Genomic DNA, 19,059 nt, shown 5'->3' on the forward strand with positions numbered 1-19,059 from the left:
CCGTTTTTCTTGAATAGCGCAATATCGACGTAATTGGAAAGATGGTTGTTCTTGCCGGAGGAGCTGATTCCCAGGCCGCCAAGATCGATATCGATATCCTGCGCCAGCAAATCCTGCAAAGCCATGCGCATCGGGCGCTTCGATTTCTGAATTGCCCTGGTCAGTGCCTTGGCGATGACGAATCCTTCCAGCGTCAGCGATGAAGGTGGCTCGTCGCGATATTTTTTCATCATCGACAAATGTTCGAGCTGAATCGCGCTTTTGCCTGCATTGGGATTCGGCACCACTTGTGAAAATACCGTCCATTCCACCGCACGGGCACCGGCCAGTTCGCGCAAGGTATCCAGGTTGATCAGTGAGGTTCCGGTTACATAGGTTTGCGGCGAAAACTTGCGGAATTCCTTGAGAAACAGTGAGGTGCTGATCGTATCGGCAATCACGATGACAAAACCCGGTTTGGTCGCGGCAAGCCGGGCGACTTCCTGGGAATTCTGTTTTTCGTTATCGCCTAAACGCAGCGTGCCGCTCAGAGTCAAACCGCGCCCACGCAATTCGCCGGAGAGGCTGCGAAACGCCTCCTGCGTGGATGGCCCATCCTGATAAACAATGCCGACATTCTTGATTCCCAGCGGCGCGAAATGCGAAAGAATATGCCGCACTTCCTGCAGATAAGTCGGGCGCCAGAATAAAACACGGCTGTCGTTCAACTCGACGGCATCGACCAGGGGCGCAAATAAAACCAGATTGCTGCGTTTGAAGGCCGGCGCATTCAGCACCGCCTGTGTCACCTTGTCACCCACACCGCCAAGCAGGAAGTCGACCTGTTCGCGCTCGATCAATTCGGTCACGACTCTGACTGCAACGGCCGGCGTCGCCTGGTCGTCGCGTGCGATGTAACGAATCTTTTTGCCGGCAATGCCGCCGGCGGCATTGAGCGCATCGAAATAGGTTTTGATACCGGCGACATAGTCGCGCCCGATGGCGGCATTCGGACTGGATAAATCGATGGCCTGGCCGATGACGATGGTTTCATCTGCAGAAAACGCGGCAGAAGGCATCAGGAAGACTGTCGCAGCGACAGAGAATGAGCACAGGAATCGAAAGATCATGAATAGGCAGGAGGGTTGTCGGATCAGACGGGGATTCTGCTTGGGAATTATGACCTGACGATGAATTGAGACGGAATACAACAAGTGAGGAAAGGAAATTTAGCCGCGATAGGCAAGCCAGGGGCGAATGAATATGCTGGTGCAGCAGGTGTGTAATTTCAATCGGCTTGCATTGATGGAATAAACTATATATATTATTTATACTATTTATAAAAAGGAGTGCATTGTGTCGGTAGAAAATACAGTCAAGGCGCCAGTCAAAAAGACGGCGGTAAAAAAAGCAGTGGCAAAAAAGGCAGTCCAGCCTGCAGCCAAGGAAGTTGCCGCAAAATCGGCAGCGCCTGTAACGAAGTCGACCGTTGCGCCCAAGAATACGTCCCGTAAAACAGCCAAACCTGCGGTTAAAAAGACGGTTGCCAATAACGCAGCAGCCAAAAAACCAGTGGCCAAGCCTACAACCAAGCCTGTAGCAACGACAAGCGCCAAAGCGCCGCAAGTTGCCAAGCCGGTCGCGCCATCCAAAGAGAAGGTCAAGAAATCCAAGCTCGTCAGAGACAGCTTCACGATGCCGGAAGTGGAATACCAGGTATTGAGCGACGTTAAAAAAGCCTTTTTGAAATCCGGCGTATCGGTCAAGAAAAGCGAGCTGTTGCGCGCCGGTGTTGCCCTGATCAAGACAATGGAACTGAGCCGTCTGAATGCCGTGATTTCCGCACTGGCGCCAATCAAGGCCGGCCGTCCCAAGAAGGACAAGTAAGCGCATGATGTGCAGCACGCCAGAGAGTGTGCTGCGCGGCAAGTGAAAGTTGAAGCCGATGCACATGCGTCGGCTTTTTTATTGCATCCCGGTACTGTTGTCGTGTCATGAAAATGACATGCTCCTGTCATTTTGCTGAAGTAATCACCAGTTACGCTTGGCTCGTCACAATATAAAGGACGACACATGCGATTACTGAATGCTTCTGCCGATACGAACTCCGCTTCCCCAAGACTGACCTTGAGCATGGCCAGCACGCCGGAAGAAGTGCGGGAAGTACAGCGTTTGCGTTACAAGGTCTTTATCGAAGGCATGGGTTTGACCGCACTGGCAAACGATGAACGCCTCGACAAGGATGAATATGATGCGTATTGCGATCACCTGATCGTACGCGACTCGACTACTCTCAAAGTGGTTGGCACCTATCGCGTGCTCAGCCCGCAAGCCGCGCGCAAGAGTGGCGGTTTTTACTCCGAGCAGGAATTCGATCTGAGCCGGCTCGACAATCTGCGCGGCCGTATTGCCGAAGCAGGTCGTGCCTGCATCCACCCAAAATACCGCAGTGGTGCCGTCATCATGATGCTGTGGGCAGGGATCGCAGCCTTCATGCAAAAGGAAAAATGCGAATACCTGATCGGTTGCGCCAGCATCAGCCTGGCGGATGGCGGTCATAATGCGGCCGCGCTGTATCACGCGATTGCCGAGACCAATCTTGCGCCAGCCGAATATCGCGTCAAGCCGCATCTGCCATTTCCGATTGCAGCACGCGAAGCCGGTCACAAGCCGGAGATGCCGGCATTGATCAAGGGCTATCTGCGCAGCGGTGCGTGGATCTGCGGTGAACCGGCATGGGATCCTGATTTCCACAGCGCCGATCTGTTCATGATGCTGCCGCTGGCGAAACTCGACAGCCGTTATGCGCGTCACTATCTCAAGGATGGTGCAAAAGACGAAGCGAAAGAGGATGCGCCAGCATGAAACCACGCGACCAGTTCCTGACGAAAGATTTCATCGATGCGGACACTGGCAATACACGTGAAAAACCACGTGATCCGCATAAATTTCGTACGATCTGGATTTCAGACGTTCACCTGGGAACCACCGGTTGCCAGGCACAACGCCTGCTGGAATTTTTGCGCAAGACCGAATCGGATACCTTGTATCTGGTCGGTGACATCATCGACGGCTGGCAGCTCAAGCGTCGCTGGTACTGGGATCAGTCGCATAACAACGTCGTGCAAACGGTGTTGAAAAAAGCCAGGAAGGGTACCGAAGTCATCTTCGTGCCTGGCAATCATGATGAAGCGGTGCGTCAGTTCATCGATCTGGATTTTGGCGGCATCCGGGTACGCGATGAATTGATTCATACGACGGCACAGGGCAAACGGATGCTGGTGCTGCACGGTGACCGTTTCGACGGCGTGATCTCTTGCGCCAAGTGGCTGGCTTATGTTGGCGACAATCTGTACACGATGATCCTCAAATGGAATCAGTGGCTCAACAGCTGGCGCGCTCGTGCCGGCCTGCCGTACTGGTCGCTGTCGCAATATTTGAAGTTGAAGGTGAAGAATGCAGTCAGCTACATTTCTTCGTTTGAAAATGCACTGGCGGCGGAAGCCAAGCGGCGTGGTCTGGATGGCGTGATTTGCGGCCACATCCACAAACCGGAAATTCGGGACATAGACGGCATCACGTACTGCAACGACGGCGACTGGGTGGAAAGCCTGTCGGCACTGGTCGAGGAATACAGCGGTGAATTGCGGCTTGTCACCTGGCAGGAAATTGTAATGCCGCACACATCAGCCAAACATGAAAAGGTAAATGACCTATGCGTATCGCCATCGTAACGGATGCCTGGGCACCGCAAGTCAACGGTGTCGTCAATACATTGAAGGCCACGCGCAAGCAGTTGCGCGCCAATGGCCATGCGGTTCTGATGGTGACGCCGGAGAATATGCGCAGCTATTCCTGTCCGACCTATCCGGAAATTCGTCTGGCCTACAAGCCTTACGGCAAGGTGGCTGCCGCGCTGGACGATTTCGATGCGGATTGCATACACATTGCAACGGAAGGGCCTATGGGCCTGGCGGCGCGGCGTTACTGCATCAACCGCGGGCTGGATTTCACGACTGCCTATCACACCCGTTTTCCTGAATATCTGCGGGCCCGCTTTCATCTGCCGCTGGCAGTCACGTATCGCTGGCTCAAATGGTTTCATGGCCCGGCCAAGGCGGTGATGGTGCCGACGCCGCGCATGCAGGATGCGCTGGAGCAGAGCGGCTTCAAGAATGTCGTGCAATGGAGTCGCGGTGTGGACACCAATTATTTCAAACCGGGTCCGCGCGAGGAAGTGTCGCTGCAGCGTCCGCTTTATCTGTACGTGGGTCGCATTGCAGTCGAGAAAAATATCGAGGCTTTCCTCGAAATGGATTTGCCGGGCGCGAAATGGGTGATAGGCGACGGTCCGATGCGCGACGAGCTGGAAAAAAAATATCCGAACGTGCGCTTTCTCGGCGCCAAACCGCATGAAGCACTGCCGGCGTATTACAACTGCGCCGATGTGTTCGTGTTCCCGAGCCGCACCGATACCTTCGGCCTGGTGCTGGTCGAGGCGATGGCGTGTGGCGTGCCGGTGGCGGCCTATCCGGTCGAAGGACCGATCGATGTGGTGGCGCACGGAAAATCCGGCATCCTCGATACGGATCTGACGCTTGCCTGTTTTGAGGCATTGAAATTAAAGCGGTCGGTGGTGCGGGACCATGCGCTGTGTTATTCGTGGAATACGGCGACCCAGCAGTTCCTGCAACATCTGCATCCGGTGCGCAAGAACAACCGCATTCCTGCGGTGCGCTCTTCGCTGGCATGACTGTCGTTCAGTTTGTTCAGTGCAGATAAAAAGACTCTATCGTCTTATGTAGTGAACTTCGACTGAGCCCAGGCATATTTCCATGCCTGGGCTTGCTTGCGCTTAGCGGCTGAATGTTGCTTGCAGATCGGTTTGGCTGCTTACGCCGTTCTGCAGTGACAGCATCAGCAAGATGCGTGCTTTTGCTGCCTTCAAATCGTCTGCCATCACGGCACCAGCTTCAAAAGAAGTCTTGCCACCACCTTCAAAGCCGTAACTAGGCATGACACGACCGTTGTGTACGCGGGTGGTAACGACGACCGGCACTTTCTTGGAGACCGCATATTTCACGGCATCCAGCATGGCGACGTTCATATTGCCCATGCCCAAAGCCTCGACCACGATACCTTTGACGCCACGATCGACTGCATTGCGCACGGCTACACCGTTTGCACCGCCATACATGGCGAAAATCTCTACTTCAGGCATCTTGTCCGTGCGAATAGGAATGTATTGACGACGCACTGGCGTGGAAGCGTAAATCACGCGATCCGGATAGACTTCACCCAAAAAGCCGAAGTCGCCTGACTTGAATGTTTCGACGTTGGCAGTGTGCGTTTTGGTGACCGAACGCGCCGCATTGATCTGGTTGTTCATGGCCAGCAACACGCCTTTGTCCTTGGATTGTGTATCGACTGCGATGCGTACCGCGTTCAGCAGATTGCGCGGACCGTCGAAGTCCGATACCGACGCATTGCGCTGGGCGCCGATCAGGATCACAGGTTTGCTGGATTTCACTGTCAAATCCAGCCAGTATGCGGTTTCTTCCAGCGTGTCCGTACCGTGCGAGACGATGGCACCAGCAACCTCCGGTCTATCCAGTGCGGCTTGCACGGCCTTGGTCAATGCAACCCAGCGCGTCGGGTCCATATAATCCGATGGCACATTGGACAGATTGTTGACTTCGATGCTCGCGTATTTCGCTACATCCGGTACGGTGGCCAGCAGATCATCGCCGGAAATGGCAGGTACCGGCGCATTTTTTACCGGATCGATCTTCATTGCAATCGTGCCGCCGGTTGCAATGAATTGCACGACCGGTTTGCTTTGTGCGAAGGCAGGCAAGGTTGCTGCTAACAACAGGCTGAGTACGGTCTTTTTTAGTTTCGTCATTGCTTGTCTACCTTTGATTTGGAAATTAAATTAATCAACATTTCAATCCCGGTGTTTCACCCGCGGAATGCGAGCATCACGATATTACCGTCTTTTATCGTCAAAAATTAATGCATGCAGTTGCATGATGAAAAGAAGATATTGGATGTCCATGTGCGCGAACTTTTTAAGCATCGACTTGTTCGCCATATTTCCTATACTGAGATCGGCGCATGACGCAGCGCCCGATTTTCTTTTCCGGATCAAGCATGGAGTTGATCATGACACGCAAATATATCGATTGCCGGGACTTTCCCAGTGACATGAATTGTTCGGTTGCGATCGCAGCCGATAGCGAAGAAGAGTTGTTGAGGGTGGCGGTTCAGCACGCAGTGGACGTGCATCACCATACGGATACGCCTGAGTTAAGACAGCAAATCAGGCATCTGTTTAAAAACGGCACGCCGCCGGAGTACATGGTGATGGATGGCATGCCACCCTGAACAAATGGCTGGCGCTTGTGTATCTAGCGATATGGCGGCAAACGCGGGAACAACAGCGCCCAGCCTTCATGTCAACGCGAACATGGCGCTTGCCGCACGCTGGCATGACGGTCAAAAACGACAGAAGTTATGAATTGTATGGCGTGTGGATACATGCGGCGTGTCGGCAGCGTCAGTTGTTCTGTGCCTTGTTCAGCAATTCTGGCGCCATCACGGCACGGATATAGTGCTCGGTATTTTCCTCGCGTTCGCGTTGCACTATCCACCAGGCATTGCCTTTGCGTACGCTCCAGTTTTGCACGTTACCGCTGATGACCAGCGAGGCGACTTGTCCCAGCGTCGGTTGATGGCCTATGATCAATACCGGCTCACGGCTGTCCGGCCAGTGCGCCGCAGTCAGAATCTGTTGTGCGCTTGCGCCGGGCGCCAGTTCGTTGACGACCTTGAATTTGCGCCCCAGTGCTTCGGCGGTCTGTAATGTACGAGTAGCGGGACTGACCAGAATTTTGCAGCTGTTGGGCAGGTTGTGATCCAGCCATTCGGCCATTTTCCATGCCTGCTTGTGGCCTTTTGCCGTCAATGCACGGCCTTCATCGGGTTCGCCCAATTCCGCTTCTGCATGCCGCCAAAGGATCAATTCCATCATTTACTCCACAGGTGCGCCCAGCAACTGCATCAAATGTTGTTGTGCGCTGAAGGCGCTCGCTTTTCCGCGCGGTTTACGTTTTTGATAGACGCCATTGGAATCCAGTTCCCAGGTATTCATATTATCTTTGAGGTAGGGATTCAAACCTTCCGTGATCACACGTTTTTTCAAGGCGGGATCGAGAATCGGAAATGCGACTTCAATCCGGCGGAACAGGTTGCGATTCATCCAGTCCGCGCTGGACAGATAAATGTCATGCGCCAGATCGTTGCGGAAATAATAGATGCGACTGTGCTCGAGAAAACGTCCGACGATGGAGCGTACGCGTATGTTTTCGGATAAACCCGGCACGCCGGGTCGCAAGGCGCAGGCGCCGCGCACGATCAGATCTATCCTGACGCCATCTGCCGACGCCGCATACAAGGCGCGGATCACCGATTCATCCAGTAACGCGTTCATCTTGGCGATGATGCGGCCGGGGCGTCCCGCCTTGGCTATTTTCGCTTCGTTGCGGATCGCGCGGATGAATTCCTTTTGCAAGGCAAACGGCGCCAGCCACAGATGCGTGAGTGTTTTCGGTTTGGTCAGGCTGGTCAGGTGAATGAAAACTTCATTGACTTCGGTAGCCAGTGCCGGATTGGCTGTCAGCATGCCGAAATCGGTATAAAACTTGGTGGTGCTCGGATGATAATTGCCGGTGCCCAGATGTGCGTAATAACGCAGTGCACCTGCTTCGCGACGAATCACCAGCGCCAGTTTTGCATGTGTTTTGAGTCCGACTACGCCATATACAACTTGTGCGCCGGCGCGTTCCAGCCTGTCCGCCCAGTTGATATTGGCTTCTTCATCGAAACGCGCCATCAACTCGACGATCACGGTGACTTCCTTGCCGCGTTGCGCGGCGATGATCAGCGATTCCATCAGATCGGAATTCATGCCGGTGCGATAGATGGTTTGCTTGATCGCCACCACGTCCGGGTCTTGTGCGGCCGAACGTATGAATTCCAGCACCGGCTGGAAGGACTGGAACGGGTGGTGCAGCAGCACATCGTGTTTGCTGATGGCGTCGAACAGGTCGACATTCGCCAGCTTGGGCGGATACGCAGGCGAGTAGGGCGGAAAGCGCAGTTCAGGCTTGCCGACGTGCTCGATCAATTCCGACAGGCGCACCATGTTGACGGGACCATCCACCGCATACAGCCGGTTCTTGTCGATGGAAAATTGTTCCAGCAAAAATTGCGAAAGATGTGGCGGACAGTTCTTGGCCACTTCCAGCCGTACGGCAACGCCAAAATTGCGGCTTTGCAACTCTCCCTGCAAGGCTTGCCGCAGATTTTTCACTTCTTCTTCATCGACCCACAAATCGCTGTTGCGCGTGACACGAAATTGCGAATACGCCAGCACGTCGCGTCCGGTGAACAAGTCCTTGATGTGCGCGTGAATAATCGATGACAGCAGGCAGAATGAAATACCGTTCTTCGACAGTTCAGCCGGCAACTGGATGACGCGCGGCAGTACGCGCGGCGCTTTCAGGATTGCAATCGCGGTGCCGCGGCCGAAGGCATCCTTGCCGGACAATTCGACGATGAAATTCAAGCTCTTGTTAACTACCTGAGGAAAAGGATGTGCCGGATCGAGTCCGATCGGCGTCAGCAGCGGCCGCACTTCGCGGTCGAAGTAGGCCTTGACCCAGGCGCGTTGCGCTTCGTTGCGATCCTGATCGCGTAATAGATGGATACCTTGCTGCGCCAGTTGCGGCAGCACTTCTTCATTCAGTACCCGATACTGGCGCTCGACGATCTTGTGGCATTCAGCACCAGCGATGGCCAGTGCTGCAGACAGCGCGGGCGGTTCGATGACTTCGCCATCCAGGCGATTGTTGGCCAGCAGGCTGGCGATGCGTACTTCAAACAGTTCATCCAGATTGTTGCTGACGATACATAAATACTTCAAGCGCTCCAGCAAAGGCACGGCAGGATTTTCAGCTTGCGCCAGTACGCGGCGATTGAACGCCAACTGGGATAATTCCCGGTTCAGGTAAATTGTACTTTGCGGAAGATGAGGGGCAGAAGCGGTGTCTGCTGTGGCTTTCTTGTGCATTTTCTTGACTTTGGCCATGGCTAATCCCGCAGAGTGTAGTGACTCATTATGACAACTTAATGACAGCCATTTTTGTGCATAATCAAGTTTATGACATGATTTTTGGAAAGTCATAAAGCTGTCATAATTGTTCGCTAAAGTTCGCACTGTCTTATTTAGATAACCCTAAGGAGCAGATATGCGATTGAATCAATTTGTTAAAACCGCCGTGGTTGCTGCAGGTGCAGCAGTGGCGTTTTCATCCGCAGTGGCCGCCGATATTACTGGTGCCGGTGCGACCTTCCCTTACCCGATTTATTCCAAATGGGCAGAAGCCTATAAGGCAGTGAGCGGTACCGGCATGAACTATCAGTCCATCGGTTCCGGCGGTGGTATCAAGCAAATCAAGGCAAAAACTGTTGATTTCGGCGCTTCCGACATGCCATTGAAGGCTGAAGATCTGGAATCGGAAGGCCTGTTGCAATTCCCGGCGATCATGGGCGGCGTCGTGCCTATCGTGAACGTGGACGGCGTTGCGCCAGGTCAGTTGAAATTGACGTCGGATGTCATCGCTGGCATCTACCTCGGCAAGATCGTCAAATGGAACGATGCACAATTGACATCGCTGAACCCAGGCGTGAAATTGCCTGATGCAGATATCACTGTTGTTCACCGTTCGGATGGATCGGGCACGACTTTCCTGTGGACAGATTTCCTGTCGCAAACCAATGCCGAGTTCAAAGCAACGGTTGGTGCAGGTACTGCAGTCAAATGGCCGGCAGGCGTAGGCGGCAAGGGTAACGAAGGCGTTGCAGCCAACGTACAGCGTATCAAGGGTTCGATCGGCTATGTTGAATACGCATATGCCAAAAAGAACAAGATGTCGCACACCCAGTTGAAAAACCGTGATGGCCAATTCGTGCAACCGGACGACGACAGCTTCAAGGCTGCAGCGGCAGGCGCAAACTGGGCGAAAACTCCAGGCATGGGCGTGGTTCTGACCAACCAGGTTGGCAAAGCCAGCTGGCCTATCACAGGCGCATCGTTCATCCTCTTGCACAAATCGCAGGCATCGGCTGAACGTGCAAAAGAAGTGTTGAAATTCTTCGACTGGTCTTACAAAAACGGTGGTGCAATGGCTGCCGAACTGGACTATGTTGCGATGCCGCCTGCGGTCGTGAAACAAGTTCAGGAATCCTGGAAAGCAAATGTGAAAGACGCTTCCGGCAAGGCTGTTTGGTAAAAACTGCTGTTATCGCTGTTTAACGTTACAAGGGCTGTCGCCATGATGCATGCAACTGGTTCGACATGGCGACAGCCTTATTCAGCTACCAAATTAGCTACCCAATATTATGAGCGCAACCCCCAACGCACTTTCTACCCACGCAATGAATCCTGATAAAGAAAACACTGACAGTGGTGTCTTCAGCAAGGCGCTGATGGCAACGATGCGCAAGCAGCGGCTGCAGGATTTTCTGTTTCACAAAATCACGTTCATCTTCGCGCTGAGCGTGTTGTTCGTTTTACTCGGCATCATTGCATCCCTGATGATAGGTGCATGGCCCGCATTAAAAGAATTCGGCTTGCCTTTCATAGCCAGCGTTGAATGGGATCCCGTCAACGACAAATACGGCGCGGCGATTGCCATCGTCGGCACTTTGCTTACCTCATTCATTGCCTTGCTGATCGCATTTCCGATCAGCTTCGGTATTGCATTATTCCTCACTGAAATCTGCCCGGCCTGGCTGAAACGGCCGCTGGGAACTGCCGTTGAACTGCTGGCCGGCGTGCCGAGCATCATTTACGGCATGTGGGGCTTGTTCGTGTTTGCTCCGCTGTTCGCCGATTACATCCAGCCGGCCCTGGCTTCCACGCTGGGCAATGTTCCCGTGATCGGTCAATTGTTCAAGGGGCCGATGATGGGCATAGGCATACTGGCAGCCGGCATTATCCTCGCCGTCATGATCATTCCCTTCATTGCCTCGGTGATGCGCGATGTGTTTGAAATCGTGCCGCCGGTATTGAAGGAATCTGCCTACGCGCTCGGTTGCACCAAGTGGGAAGTGGTACGCAAGGTCGTCCTGCCTTATACCCGCATCGGCGTGGTCGGCGGCGTCATGCTGGGCCTGGGACGGGCGCTCGGCGAGACGATGGCGATTACCTTTGTGATCGGCAATGCGCACAAACTGTCATGGTCGCTGTTCGCGGCGGGTAACAGTATTGCATCGACGCTGGCGAATGAATTTGCCGAAGCGGAATCGGTGCTGCACGTGTCCTCGCTGTTTGCGCTTGGTTTGATCCTGTTCGTGATTACCTTTATCGTGCTGTCGGCTGCCAAGTTGATGTTGATGGGCATGTCCCGCAAGGAAGGTGCCAAATGAAGAACGAAGCTTTTAAAGAACCGATGAATCCGGTCTACCGCAAACGCCTGTTGATACACCGTGTCGGCATTGCCTTGTCCTTCCTGGCGATGGTGCTGGGCCTGTTCTTCCTGATGTGGATTTTGTTCACGCTGCTGATCAAGGGTGTGGGGGCCATCAATCTGGCGATCTTTACGCAAACTACGCCGGCGCCGGGTAGCGATGGCGGCGGCTTGATGAATGCGATTGTCGGCAGTCTGCTGATGGTAGGCGCGGCCGTTTTCATCAGCACGCCAATCGGGATTCTGGCCGGCATCTATCTTGCCGAATATGGCGAAGTCAGCTGGTTTGCCAAAGTGACGCGCTTTGTTACCGACATCATGCTGTCGGCGCCATCTATCGTGATCGGTTTGTTCATCTATGCAATCTACGTGGCGAACGTCAAGCATTTCTCCGGCTGGGCCGGCAGCTTTGCGATCTCGCTGATTGCCATTCCGGTCGTCGTGCGTACCACCGACAATATGCTGAACCTGGTACCGACCAGCCTGCGCGAAGCTGCTTTTGCACTCGGTGCACCGCGCTGGCGGGTTGCTACCTTCGTGCGTTTGCGTGCAGTCAAGGCGGGGGTGATTACCGGTGTGCTGCTGGCAGTGGCGCGCATCTCGGGCGAAACCGCACCGCTCTTGTTTACTGCATTGAACAACCAGTTCTACAGCGCCAACATGAATGCGCCTATGGCGAATCTGCCGGTGGTGATTTACCAGTTTGCGATGAGCCCTTACGATAACTGGCGTTCACTGGCATGGGGTGGCGCCTTGCTGATTACCTTCAGCGTACTGGCCCTCAACATCCTGTCGCGCTCGCTGTTCAATCAAAAAATAAATAACTGATTTTTTCAGACCAACACTATGACTACTCAAACGTCTGTGGACATGACAAAAAAGACTCTCGAAATTGCCAACCTGAATTTTTTCTACGGAAATTTCCAGGGCTTGAAGAATATCAATCTGGATATTCACGACAAGAAGGTAACCGCTTTCATCGGCCCCTCCGGCTGCGGTAAATCGACGCTGCTGCGCACCTTCAACCGCATGTACGACTTGTATCCGGGGCAACGTGCGGAAGGCAAGATCATTTATCACGGCAAGAATATTCTCGAGCCGGGCCAGGACGTCAACATGCTGCGCGCCAAGGTCGGCATGGTGTTCCAGAAGCCGACGCCGTTCCCGATGTCGGTCTACGACAATATCGCCTTCGGCGTGCGCCTGTATGAAAACCTGCCGAAAGGCGAAATGGATGAACGCGTCGAATGGGCGCTGAACAAGGCGGCACTGTGGACAGAGGTCAAGGACAAGCTGAACAAGAGCGGCCTCAGCCTGTCCGGCGGCCAGCAGCAGCGTCTGTGCATCGCACGCGGCGTGGCGGTCAAGCCGGATGTGCTGTTGCTGGATGAGCCGACCTCGGCGCTGGATCCGATCTCGACTGCAAAAATCGAGGAACTGATCAGCGAGCTGAAGGGTGATTACACGATCGCCATCGTCACGCACAATATGCAGCAGGCAGCGCGCTGTTCCGATTACACCGCTTACATGTATCTGGGTGAACTGGTTGAATTCGGCGAAACCGATCAGATATTCATGAATCCAAACAAGAAAGATACGCAGGACTACATTACCGGTCGCTTCGGCTGATTCGGCAAAAAAACAATATTGCGCAGGCAGGAGACAAAAACCTGCGCGCGACGATCAAACAGAATTTATCTAGGAGAATCCTGATGTCCGGCGAACACTCTTCCAAGCAGTACGATATGGATCTGGAGACCATCCGTTCCAAGGTCCTGCTGATGGGCGGCCTTGTTGAAAACCAGTTTAAAGACGCGGTAGCGAGCTTCAAGAGCGGCAATGTCACGCTGGCCGAGCAGGTCATCCAGGTGGATCAGGACGTCAACCGGCTGGAAGTGTCGCTGGACGATGCCTGCAGCCATCTGATTGTCAAACGCCAGCCGGCGGCAAACGATCTGCGTACCGTGATGGCCACCATCAAGGTCATCACCGATCTGGAACGCATAGGCGATGAATCGACCAAGATCGCACGGTCGGCCAAGAGCATCAGCGAACGCGGCGTGACGACCATCAATCATTACGAAACCATACGCGTGATGGCTGCCAGTGCCGGCAATATGCTGCATGATGCACTGGATGCGTTTGCGCGCCTCGATGGCAAGCAGGCCATTCAGCTGATTGCGCAGGATGAGGTAGTCAACCATGAATTCCGCTCCATCATGCGCAATCTGATCACTTTCATGATGGAAGATCCCCGTACCATTTCCGGCGCGCTGGATACATTGTGGGTTGCCAAGGCCATCGAACGCATCGGCGATCATGCAAAGAATATCGCCGAATACGTGATCTACATCGTTGAAGGCAAGGACATTCGCCATACCGACTACGCTGCATCGCAATTGGAAGATCGTACGACCAACTAAAACTATGGCTGCTGAAAAACCCACGATACTGATTGTTGAAGATGAACCGCCGATTATTGAACTGGTGACGTTCACATTGAAGGGCGCCGGCTGGAACGTCGCCGCCGTGCAAACTGCCGGCGAAGCCTGGGATTTCATCCAGCAGCGTCTGCCGCAACTGATCCTGCTTGACTGGATGTTGCCGGATCAAAGCGGCTTGCGCCTGCTGTCGCGTATTCGTGCGGACAGGCAGTTCAATGAATTGCCTATCATCATGCTGACCGCGAAAAGCATGGAAGAAGACAAGATCGCCGGCCTGGATAACGGTGCCGATGATTACGTTACCAAGCCGTTTTCACCACGCGAACTGACAGCGCGCATCAATGCGCTGCTGCGCCGCAAGACGCCCGAGCATGCGCAAACCCTGATGACGGCCGGGAATATCAGTCTCGATCCAGTCAGTTGCAGCGTCAGCATGAATGATGAAAAAATCGATATCGGCCATGCCGAATTCAAGTTGCTGAAATTTCTTCTGGCGCATCCCGATCGCGTTTTCTCGCGCAGTCAGCTGCTCGACAAGGTGTGGGGCGATCATGTGGTGATCGAAGAGCGCACGGTCGATGTTCATGTGCTGCGCTTGCGCAAGGCATTGAAGGATGCAGAACATTTGATCAAAACGGTGCGTAGTGTAGGCTATATGCTCTCAGAAAAATAAGGCAGAGCCAGCCGTCTATGAATCCTCAACTGCTGTTCTGGATACCCGCAGCCCTGCGACTATCCTTTATTCTCATTGCCTCCGGCCTGACCTGGTATTTTTTCGGCCCGATTATCGGCCTGGCGGTGGCGATCATCTGTCTGATTGTGCTGATCGTTGTCCAGCTCAATTACCTTTATCTGCTAAGCGGCTGGCTGGACCATCCGGATAGTGAAAAGCTGCCCGACGGCTGGGGTGCATGGACAGATATTTTCTCGCGCCTGTATCGCTTGCGGCGTGACGATGAACGTAATCGTACCGAGCTGACCGAATGGCTGGCGCGCTTCCGGCAGGCGATGAGCCTGCTGCCCGACGGTGTGGTCATCATGGATGACGTATTGTTCCTTGAATGGTGCAATCCGGCAGCGGAACGGCATCTGGGCCTGAACAACGGTCGCGATAAGGGCATGCGCGTCACCAACCTGATTCGCAGTCCGGACTTCATCGACTACATCATCCTCGGTCGCTATGAACAGCCGCTCACGCTCAGTCTGAAAGATCGCAAGCTGATCGTGCAGATCATTCCGTTTGAAAATCGCCGCCAGATTCTGGTCACGCACGATGCAACCGAATCCGAACGTATCGAAATGATGCGCCGCGACTTTATCGCCAACGCCTCGCACGAGCTGCGTACACCGTTGACCGTCATCAACGGCTTCCTGGAAATCGCCCAGGCCCAGCCCGATCTAGATCAGACCATACGCATGTCGCATCTGAAGCTGATGATAGAGCAGGGCGAACGCATGCAAAATCTGGTGGAGGATATGCTGACTTTGACCAGGCTGGAATCGATCGACTATCCGCTGCGTCCGGAACACGTCAACATCCACAATCTGCTGGAGCAAATCAGGCAGGAAGCCGAAGCCTTGTCCGGCGGACGCCATGTCATTTCCCTGACGATAGACGGCCCCGATATTGAAGGCAGCACCGACGAACTGCGCAGCGCCTTCAGCAATCTGGTTTCCAATGCCGTACGGTATACGCCGGTACACGGCCGTATCGATATCAAATGGCAAAACTCTGCAGCCGGGCCGCAGTTCTCGGTAAAAGACAACGGTATAGGGATGCGTCCCGAGCATCTTGTGCGTTTGACCGAGCGGTTTTACCGTGTGGATAAAAGCCGTTCACGGGAAACCCAGGGCACCGGTCTGGGTCTGGCAATCGTCAAGCATGTGCTGCTGAGGCATGGGGCCGTGCTGGCAATTGAGTCGCAGCCGGATGTCGGCAGTACTTTCAGCGTGCAATTCAAAACAGTCAATTTGCCGGCATAGTCTTGCTGTACAGGATATTTACCAGATATCCGGACATGTTTGGTATTTGATCCCGATCGATCGATGTTTTTCCTAACTGCAAGCCCTTGCGATCATACCCGCCTCATTTCTTCGCCAACTGGTGAGTTTCTGGCGGGTATATTGACCTGCGGCAATCCTGAATCTGCCTGAAAAAACGCATAGGTACTCGATACAATCGCGCCGTATTCTCGGGCGCTCGTCTGTGCGCCTGCCTATATTGAAATTGCAAGCATGTTGTCTATACTCATCTTGTCTGGTGTGCGCTCGCATTACGGGTGTCGGCAATTGTGTGGCAGGTATTTTCTGCCGCAAGGCAACACGCGTAGGCACCGCAGCTTGATATCGGAGTCGATGTAACAAGGCCGTCCTGCTACGCAATTTCGGCGGCTCCATTGGTGAGCAAGGGAATCGGCATGGTTATCTCCATCGTTCTCGTCGTGCTTGTGGTCGGTTCGGTGCTGTTTCATTTTCTCAGCCCGTGGCGGCTGACACCGCTGGCTTCCAATTGGCAACAGATGGACGATACGCTGGCGATTACTTTTGTGATCACCGGCGTTTTCTTTATTGCCATCAATTTTTTCCTGGTCTATATGCTGCTGCGCTTTCGCCATCGCGAAGGCAGTCGGGCTGCCTATGCGCCGGATAATAAAAAGCTGGAACGCTGGTTGATAGGCGGCACTACGCTGGCAATCATGGCGTTGCTGGCCCCCGGTTTATTTGTTTATGCTGCCTATATCAAGCCGCCACCGGATGCGCTGCATCTGGAAGTTCTGGGCCAGCAATGGCAGTGGCGTTTTCGTTTCCCCGACCAGAATGGCAAGCTGGGCTTGAGCGATGCGCGCCTGGTGAGCGCAGCCAATCCCTTCGGCCTGGATCCTAAAGACCCGAACGGGCAAAACAATATCCTGATCAATAGCAATGAAGTGCATCTGCCGCTCAACAAGCCGGTGAAGATGCTCTTGCGTTCACAAGATGTATTGCACGATTTCTATGTGCCGCAGTTTCGCGCACGCATGAATATGGTGCCGGGCATGGTGACCAGTTTCTGGTTTACGCCGACCAAAGCGGGGCGTTATGAAATTCTCTGCGCGCAATTGTGCGGCGTCGGTCATTACACAATGCGCGGCGTGGTGGTAGTCGAGGATGAGGCAGCGTTTCAAAAATGGTTGCAAGGGCAACCGACTTTTGCAATGACGATGGCTGCACCTGCCGTTGTTGCCGGCGCACACGATCAGAGTGCACCCGATGCCAAACTGGAGACAGGTAAACAGCTGGCGCAATCCAAAGGTTGCGTAGCTTGCCATTCGCTGGATGGCAGCAGCGGGGTTGGCCCAAGCTGGAAAAACCTGTTCGGCCACACGACAAGCCTGAGCGATGGCAGTAGCGTGCTGGTCGATGAAGCGTACCTGAAGAAATCCATCATCGATCCGCAGGCGCAGGTCGTCAAAGGTTTTGCTCCCATCATGCCGAAGCTGGAGATGTCGGATGCGGAACTTGCTGCGTTGATTGTCTATATTGAATCCCTGGGTGCTGCCGGAAAAAGCGCGCCGCCAAAGATCGAGAAAAATTCGTCGCAAGGTGCACAACAAAGTTCGCAGTACACGAGGCAGCAATAAGCAAAGAGGAGATCTCATGTCTTATTCCGAGCACGATACGCAGGACCATGCCCCCCAGGGTTTCTGGACCAAATATGTATGGAGCCAGGATCACAAGGTGATTGCGATTCAATATGCCAGCGTCGCCATCGCGGTGGGGCTGGTCGGCGTGGCGCTGTCGAACCTGATGCGTTTGCAGCTGGGTTTCCCCGGCCGCTTCGCCTTCATCGATGCGGCGCACTACTACCAGTTCATGACCATGCACGGCATGATCATGGTGATCTATCTGCTCACGGCATTATTCCTCGGCGGCTTTGGCAATTACCTGATTCCGCTGATGGTGGGGGCGCGGGACATGGTTTTTCCCTATCTGAATATGTTGAGTTTTTGGGTGTACCTGCTGTCTGTGCTGGTATTGATGGCCAGTTTCTTCGTGGTGGGTGGTCCTACCGGTGCCGGCTGGACGCTGTATCCGCCGCAAGCGATTTTGCAGGGCACGCCCGGGCATGACTGGGGCATCATTCTGATGCTGGTATCGCTGCTGATTTTTATCGTGGCGGCGACCATGGGCGGCTTGAATTATGTGACGACTGTCTTGCAGGCGCGCACAGAAGGCATGACGCTGCTGCGCATGCCGCTGACCGTATGGGGTATTTTCGTTGCCACGATACTTGCCTTGCTGGCTTTTCCCGCGCTGTTTGTCAGCGGCATCATGATGTTGCTCGACAAAACGCTAGGCACGAGTTTCTTCATGCCGGCGATCGTCTCGATGGGACAGGTGACGCAATACACCGGCGGCAGCCCGCTGCTGTTCCAGCACTTGTTCTGGTTCTTCGGCCATCCCGAGGTGTACATCGTGGCGTTGCCTGCGTTCGGCATCGTGTCCGATCTGATCAGCGTGCATGCGCGTAAAAGCATCTTCGGTTACCGGATGATGGTGTGGGCGATACTTGCGATCGGTGTGTTGTCGGTAGTGGTGTGGGCGCACCACATGTTCGTCAGCGGGATGAATCCCTACTTCGGCTTTTTCTTCGCAACGACTACGCTGATCATTGCGGTGCCGACCGCGATCAAGGTGTACAACTGGTTGCTTACCTTGTGGCGTGGCGATATACATTTGTCTGTGCCCATGCTGTTTGCGCTGGCGTTCATCAGCACCTTTTTGATCGGTGGCTTGACCGGACTGTTTCTGGGTAATGTCAGCGTCGATATTCCCTTGTCGAATACCTACTTTGTGGTGGCGCACTTCCATATGGTGATGGGCGTGGCACCGATATTGGTCGTCTTCGGCGGCATCTATCACTGGTATCCGAAAGTGACCGGACGCATGCTGAACGACACGCTGGGCAAGCTGCATTTCTGGATCACCTTCGTCGGCACCTATGCGATCTTCTTCCCCATGCATTATCTCGGCATGCTTGGCATGCCGCGCCGCTATTACAACTTCGATGGCTATCAATTCATCCCGCAGTCGGCGCATACGCTCAATACATTTATCACCAT

Annotated in this window: 18 protein-coding genes; 14 read left to right on the forward strand and 4 right to left on the reverse strand. The window is 54.1% G+C overall.

All coding sequences use genetic code 11. The features are described from left to right. A partial coding sequence (locus ABWP27_RS07420) for an ABC transporter substrate-binding protein (protein WP_353155286.1) occupies positions 1–1,109 on the reverse strand: 1,109 nt, incomplete at its 3' end. A gap of 226 nt (positions 1,110–1,335) precedes the next feature. Between ABWP27_RS07420 and ABWP27_RS07425 the strand changes: the two genes are divergently transcribed. The 4 genes from ABWP27_RS07425 to ABWP27_RS07440 all read left to right on the forward strand — a co-directional run bounded on the left by ABWP27_RS07425 (position 1,336) and on the right by ABWP27_RS07440 (position 4,732). After that, on the forward strand, positions 1,336–1,866 hold the full coding sequence (locus ABWP27_RS07425; protein ID WP_353155288.1) for a hypothetical protein: 531 nt from the start codon (positions 1,336–1,338) through the stop codon (positions 1,864–1,866). Between the two features lie 186 nt (positions 1,867–2,052). Then, complete coding sequence (locus ABWP27_RS07430; RefSeq protein ID WP_353155290.1) at positions 2,053–2,844, forward strand: GNAT family N-acetyltransferase; 792 nt, start codon at positions 2,053–2,055, stop codon at positions 2,842–2,844. Beyond that, positions 2,841–3,713, forward strand: a complete 873-nt coding sequence (locus ABWP27_RS07435) for a UDP-2,3-diacylglucosamine diphosphatase (RefSeq protein ID WP_353155292.1) — start codon at positions 2,841–2,843, stop codon at positions 3,711–3,713. Before ABWP27_RS07430 ends, ABWP27_RS07435 begins: the two co-directional genes overlap by 4 nt. After that, positions 3,695–4,732: a glycosyltransferase family 4 protein gene (locus ABWP27_RS07440; protein WP_353155294.1), complete on the forward strand. Its 1,038-nt coding sequence runs from the start codon at positions 3,695–3,697 to the stop codon at positions 4,730–4,732. The genes ABWP27_RS07435 and ABWP27_RS07440 overlap by 19 nt, the downstream gene beginning before the upstream one ends. A gap of 102 nt (positions 4,733–4,834) precedes the next feature. Here ABWP27_RS07440 and ABWP27_RS07445 read toward each other — a convergent pair whose 3' ends face one another. After that, positions 4,835–5,884, reverse strand: a complete 1,050-nt coding sequence (locus tag ABWP27_RS07445; RefSeq protein ID WP_353155296.1) for an asparaginase — start codon at positions 5,882–5,884, stop codon at positions 4,835–4,837. Between the two features lie 260 nt (positions 5,885–6,144). Between ABWP27_RS07445 and ABWP27_RS07450 the strand changes: the two genes are divergently transcribed. After that, positions 6,145–6,366 (forward strand): DUF1059 domain-containing protein, encoded by a 222-nt coding sequence (locus ABWP27_RS07450; protein ID WP_353155298.1) that lies wholly within the window; start codon positions 6,145–6,147, stop codon positions 6,364–6,366. 172 nt (positions 6,367–6,538) lie between these two features. Here ABWP27_RS07450 and sixA read toward each other — a convergent pair whose 3' ends face one another. Then, the gene (sixA, locus tag ABWP27_RS07455; protein ID WP_353155299.1) at positions 6,539–7,009 is read right to left on the reverse strand and encodes a phosphohistidine phosphatase SixA; all 471 of its coding nucleotides are present in this window, start codon (positions 7,007–7,009) and stop codon (positions 6,539–6,541) included. A gap of 3 nt (positions 7,010–7,012) precedes the next feature. Further along, positions 7,013–9,112 carry a polyphosphate kinase 1 gene (gene ppk1, locus ABWP27_RS07460; RefSeq protein ID WP_353155314.1) on the reverse strand — a complete coding sequence of 700 codons (2,100 nt, stop codon included), beginning with the start codon at positions 9,110–9,112 and terminating at the stop codon, positions 7,013–7,015. A 178-nt stretch (positions 9,113–9,290) separates the two neighbouring features. Here ppk1 and pstS point away from each other — a divergent pair, with 178 nt between their 5' ends. The 9 genes from pstS to ABWP27_RS07505 form a co-directional block, all read left to right on the forward strand. Then, positions 9,291–10,334 (forward strand): phosphate ABC transporter substrate-binding protein PstS, encoded by a 1,044-nt coding sequence (pstS, locus tag ABWP27_RS07465; protein WP_353155301.1) that lies wholly within the window; start codon positions 9,291–9,293, stop codon positions 10,332–10,334. Positions 10,335–10,479: 145 nt separating this feature from the next. Next, entirely contained in the window at positions 10,480–11,472 is a 993-nt protein-coding gene (pstC, locus tag ABWP27_RS07470; RefSeq protein ID WP_502905327.1) for a phosphate ABC transporter permease subunit PstC, read from the forward strand. Next, positions 11,469–12,341, forward strand: a complete 873-nt coding sequence (gene pstA, locus ABWP27_RS07475; RefSeq protein WP_353155303.1) for a phosphate ABC transporter permease PstA — start codon at positions 11,469–11,471, stop codon at positions 12,339–12,341. Before pstC ends, pstA begins: the two co-directional genes overlap by 4 nt. Positions 12,342–12,359: 18 nt before the next feature. Then, positions 12,360–13,142 (forward strand): phosphate ABC transporter ATP-binding protein PstB, encoded by a 783-nt coding sequence (pstB, locus tag ABWP27_RS07480; protein WP_353155305.1) that lies wholly within the window; start codon positions 12,360–12,362, stop codon positions 13,140–13,142. An 83-nt stretch (positions 13,143–13,225) separates the two neighbouring features. Next, positions 13,226–13,936, forward strand: coding sequence for a phosphate signaling complex protein PhoU (gene phoU, locus ABWP27_RS07485; RefSeq protein WP_353155307.1), 711 nt, complete (start codon positions 13,226–13,228; stop codon positions 13,934–13,936). A gap of 4 nt (positions 13,937–13,940) precedes the next feature. Then, complete coding sequence (locus tag ABWP27_RS07490; protein WP_353155309.1) at positions 13,941–14,630, forward strand: response regulator; 690 nt, start codon at positions 13,941–13,943, stop codon at positions 14,628–14,630. 17 nt (positions 14,631–14,647) lie between these two features. Next, a complete protein-coding gene (phoR, locus tag ABWP27_RS07495; RefSeq protein WP_353155311.1) occupies positions 14,648–15,940 on the forward strand; it encodes a phosphate regulon sensor histidine kinase PhoR in 1,293 nt (430 codons plus the stop codon). Between the two features lie 434 nt (positions 15,941–16,374). After that, on the forward strand, positions 16,375–17,577 hold the full coding sequence (locus ABWP27_RS07500; protein WP_353155312.1) for a c-type cytochrome: 1,203 nt from the start codon (positions 16,375–16,377) through the stop codon (positions 17,575–17,577). A 16-nt stretch (positions 17,578–17,593) separates the two neighbouring features. After that, the coding region (locus ABWP27_RS07505) for a cbb3-type cytochrome c oxidase subunit I (RefSeq protein ID WP_353155313.1) at positions 17,594–19,059 on the forward strand (1,466 nt) is incomplete at its 3' end.

Source organism: Herminiimonas fonticola (assembly GCF_040395855.1).
GTDB classification, from domain to species: domain Bacteria; phylum Pseudomonadota; class Gammaproteobacteria; order Burkholderiales; family Burkholderiaceae_D; genus Oxalicibacterium; species Oxalicibacterium fonticola_A.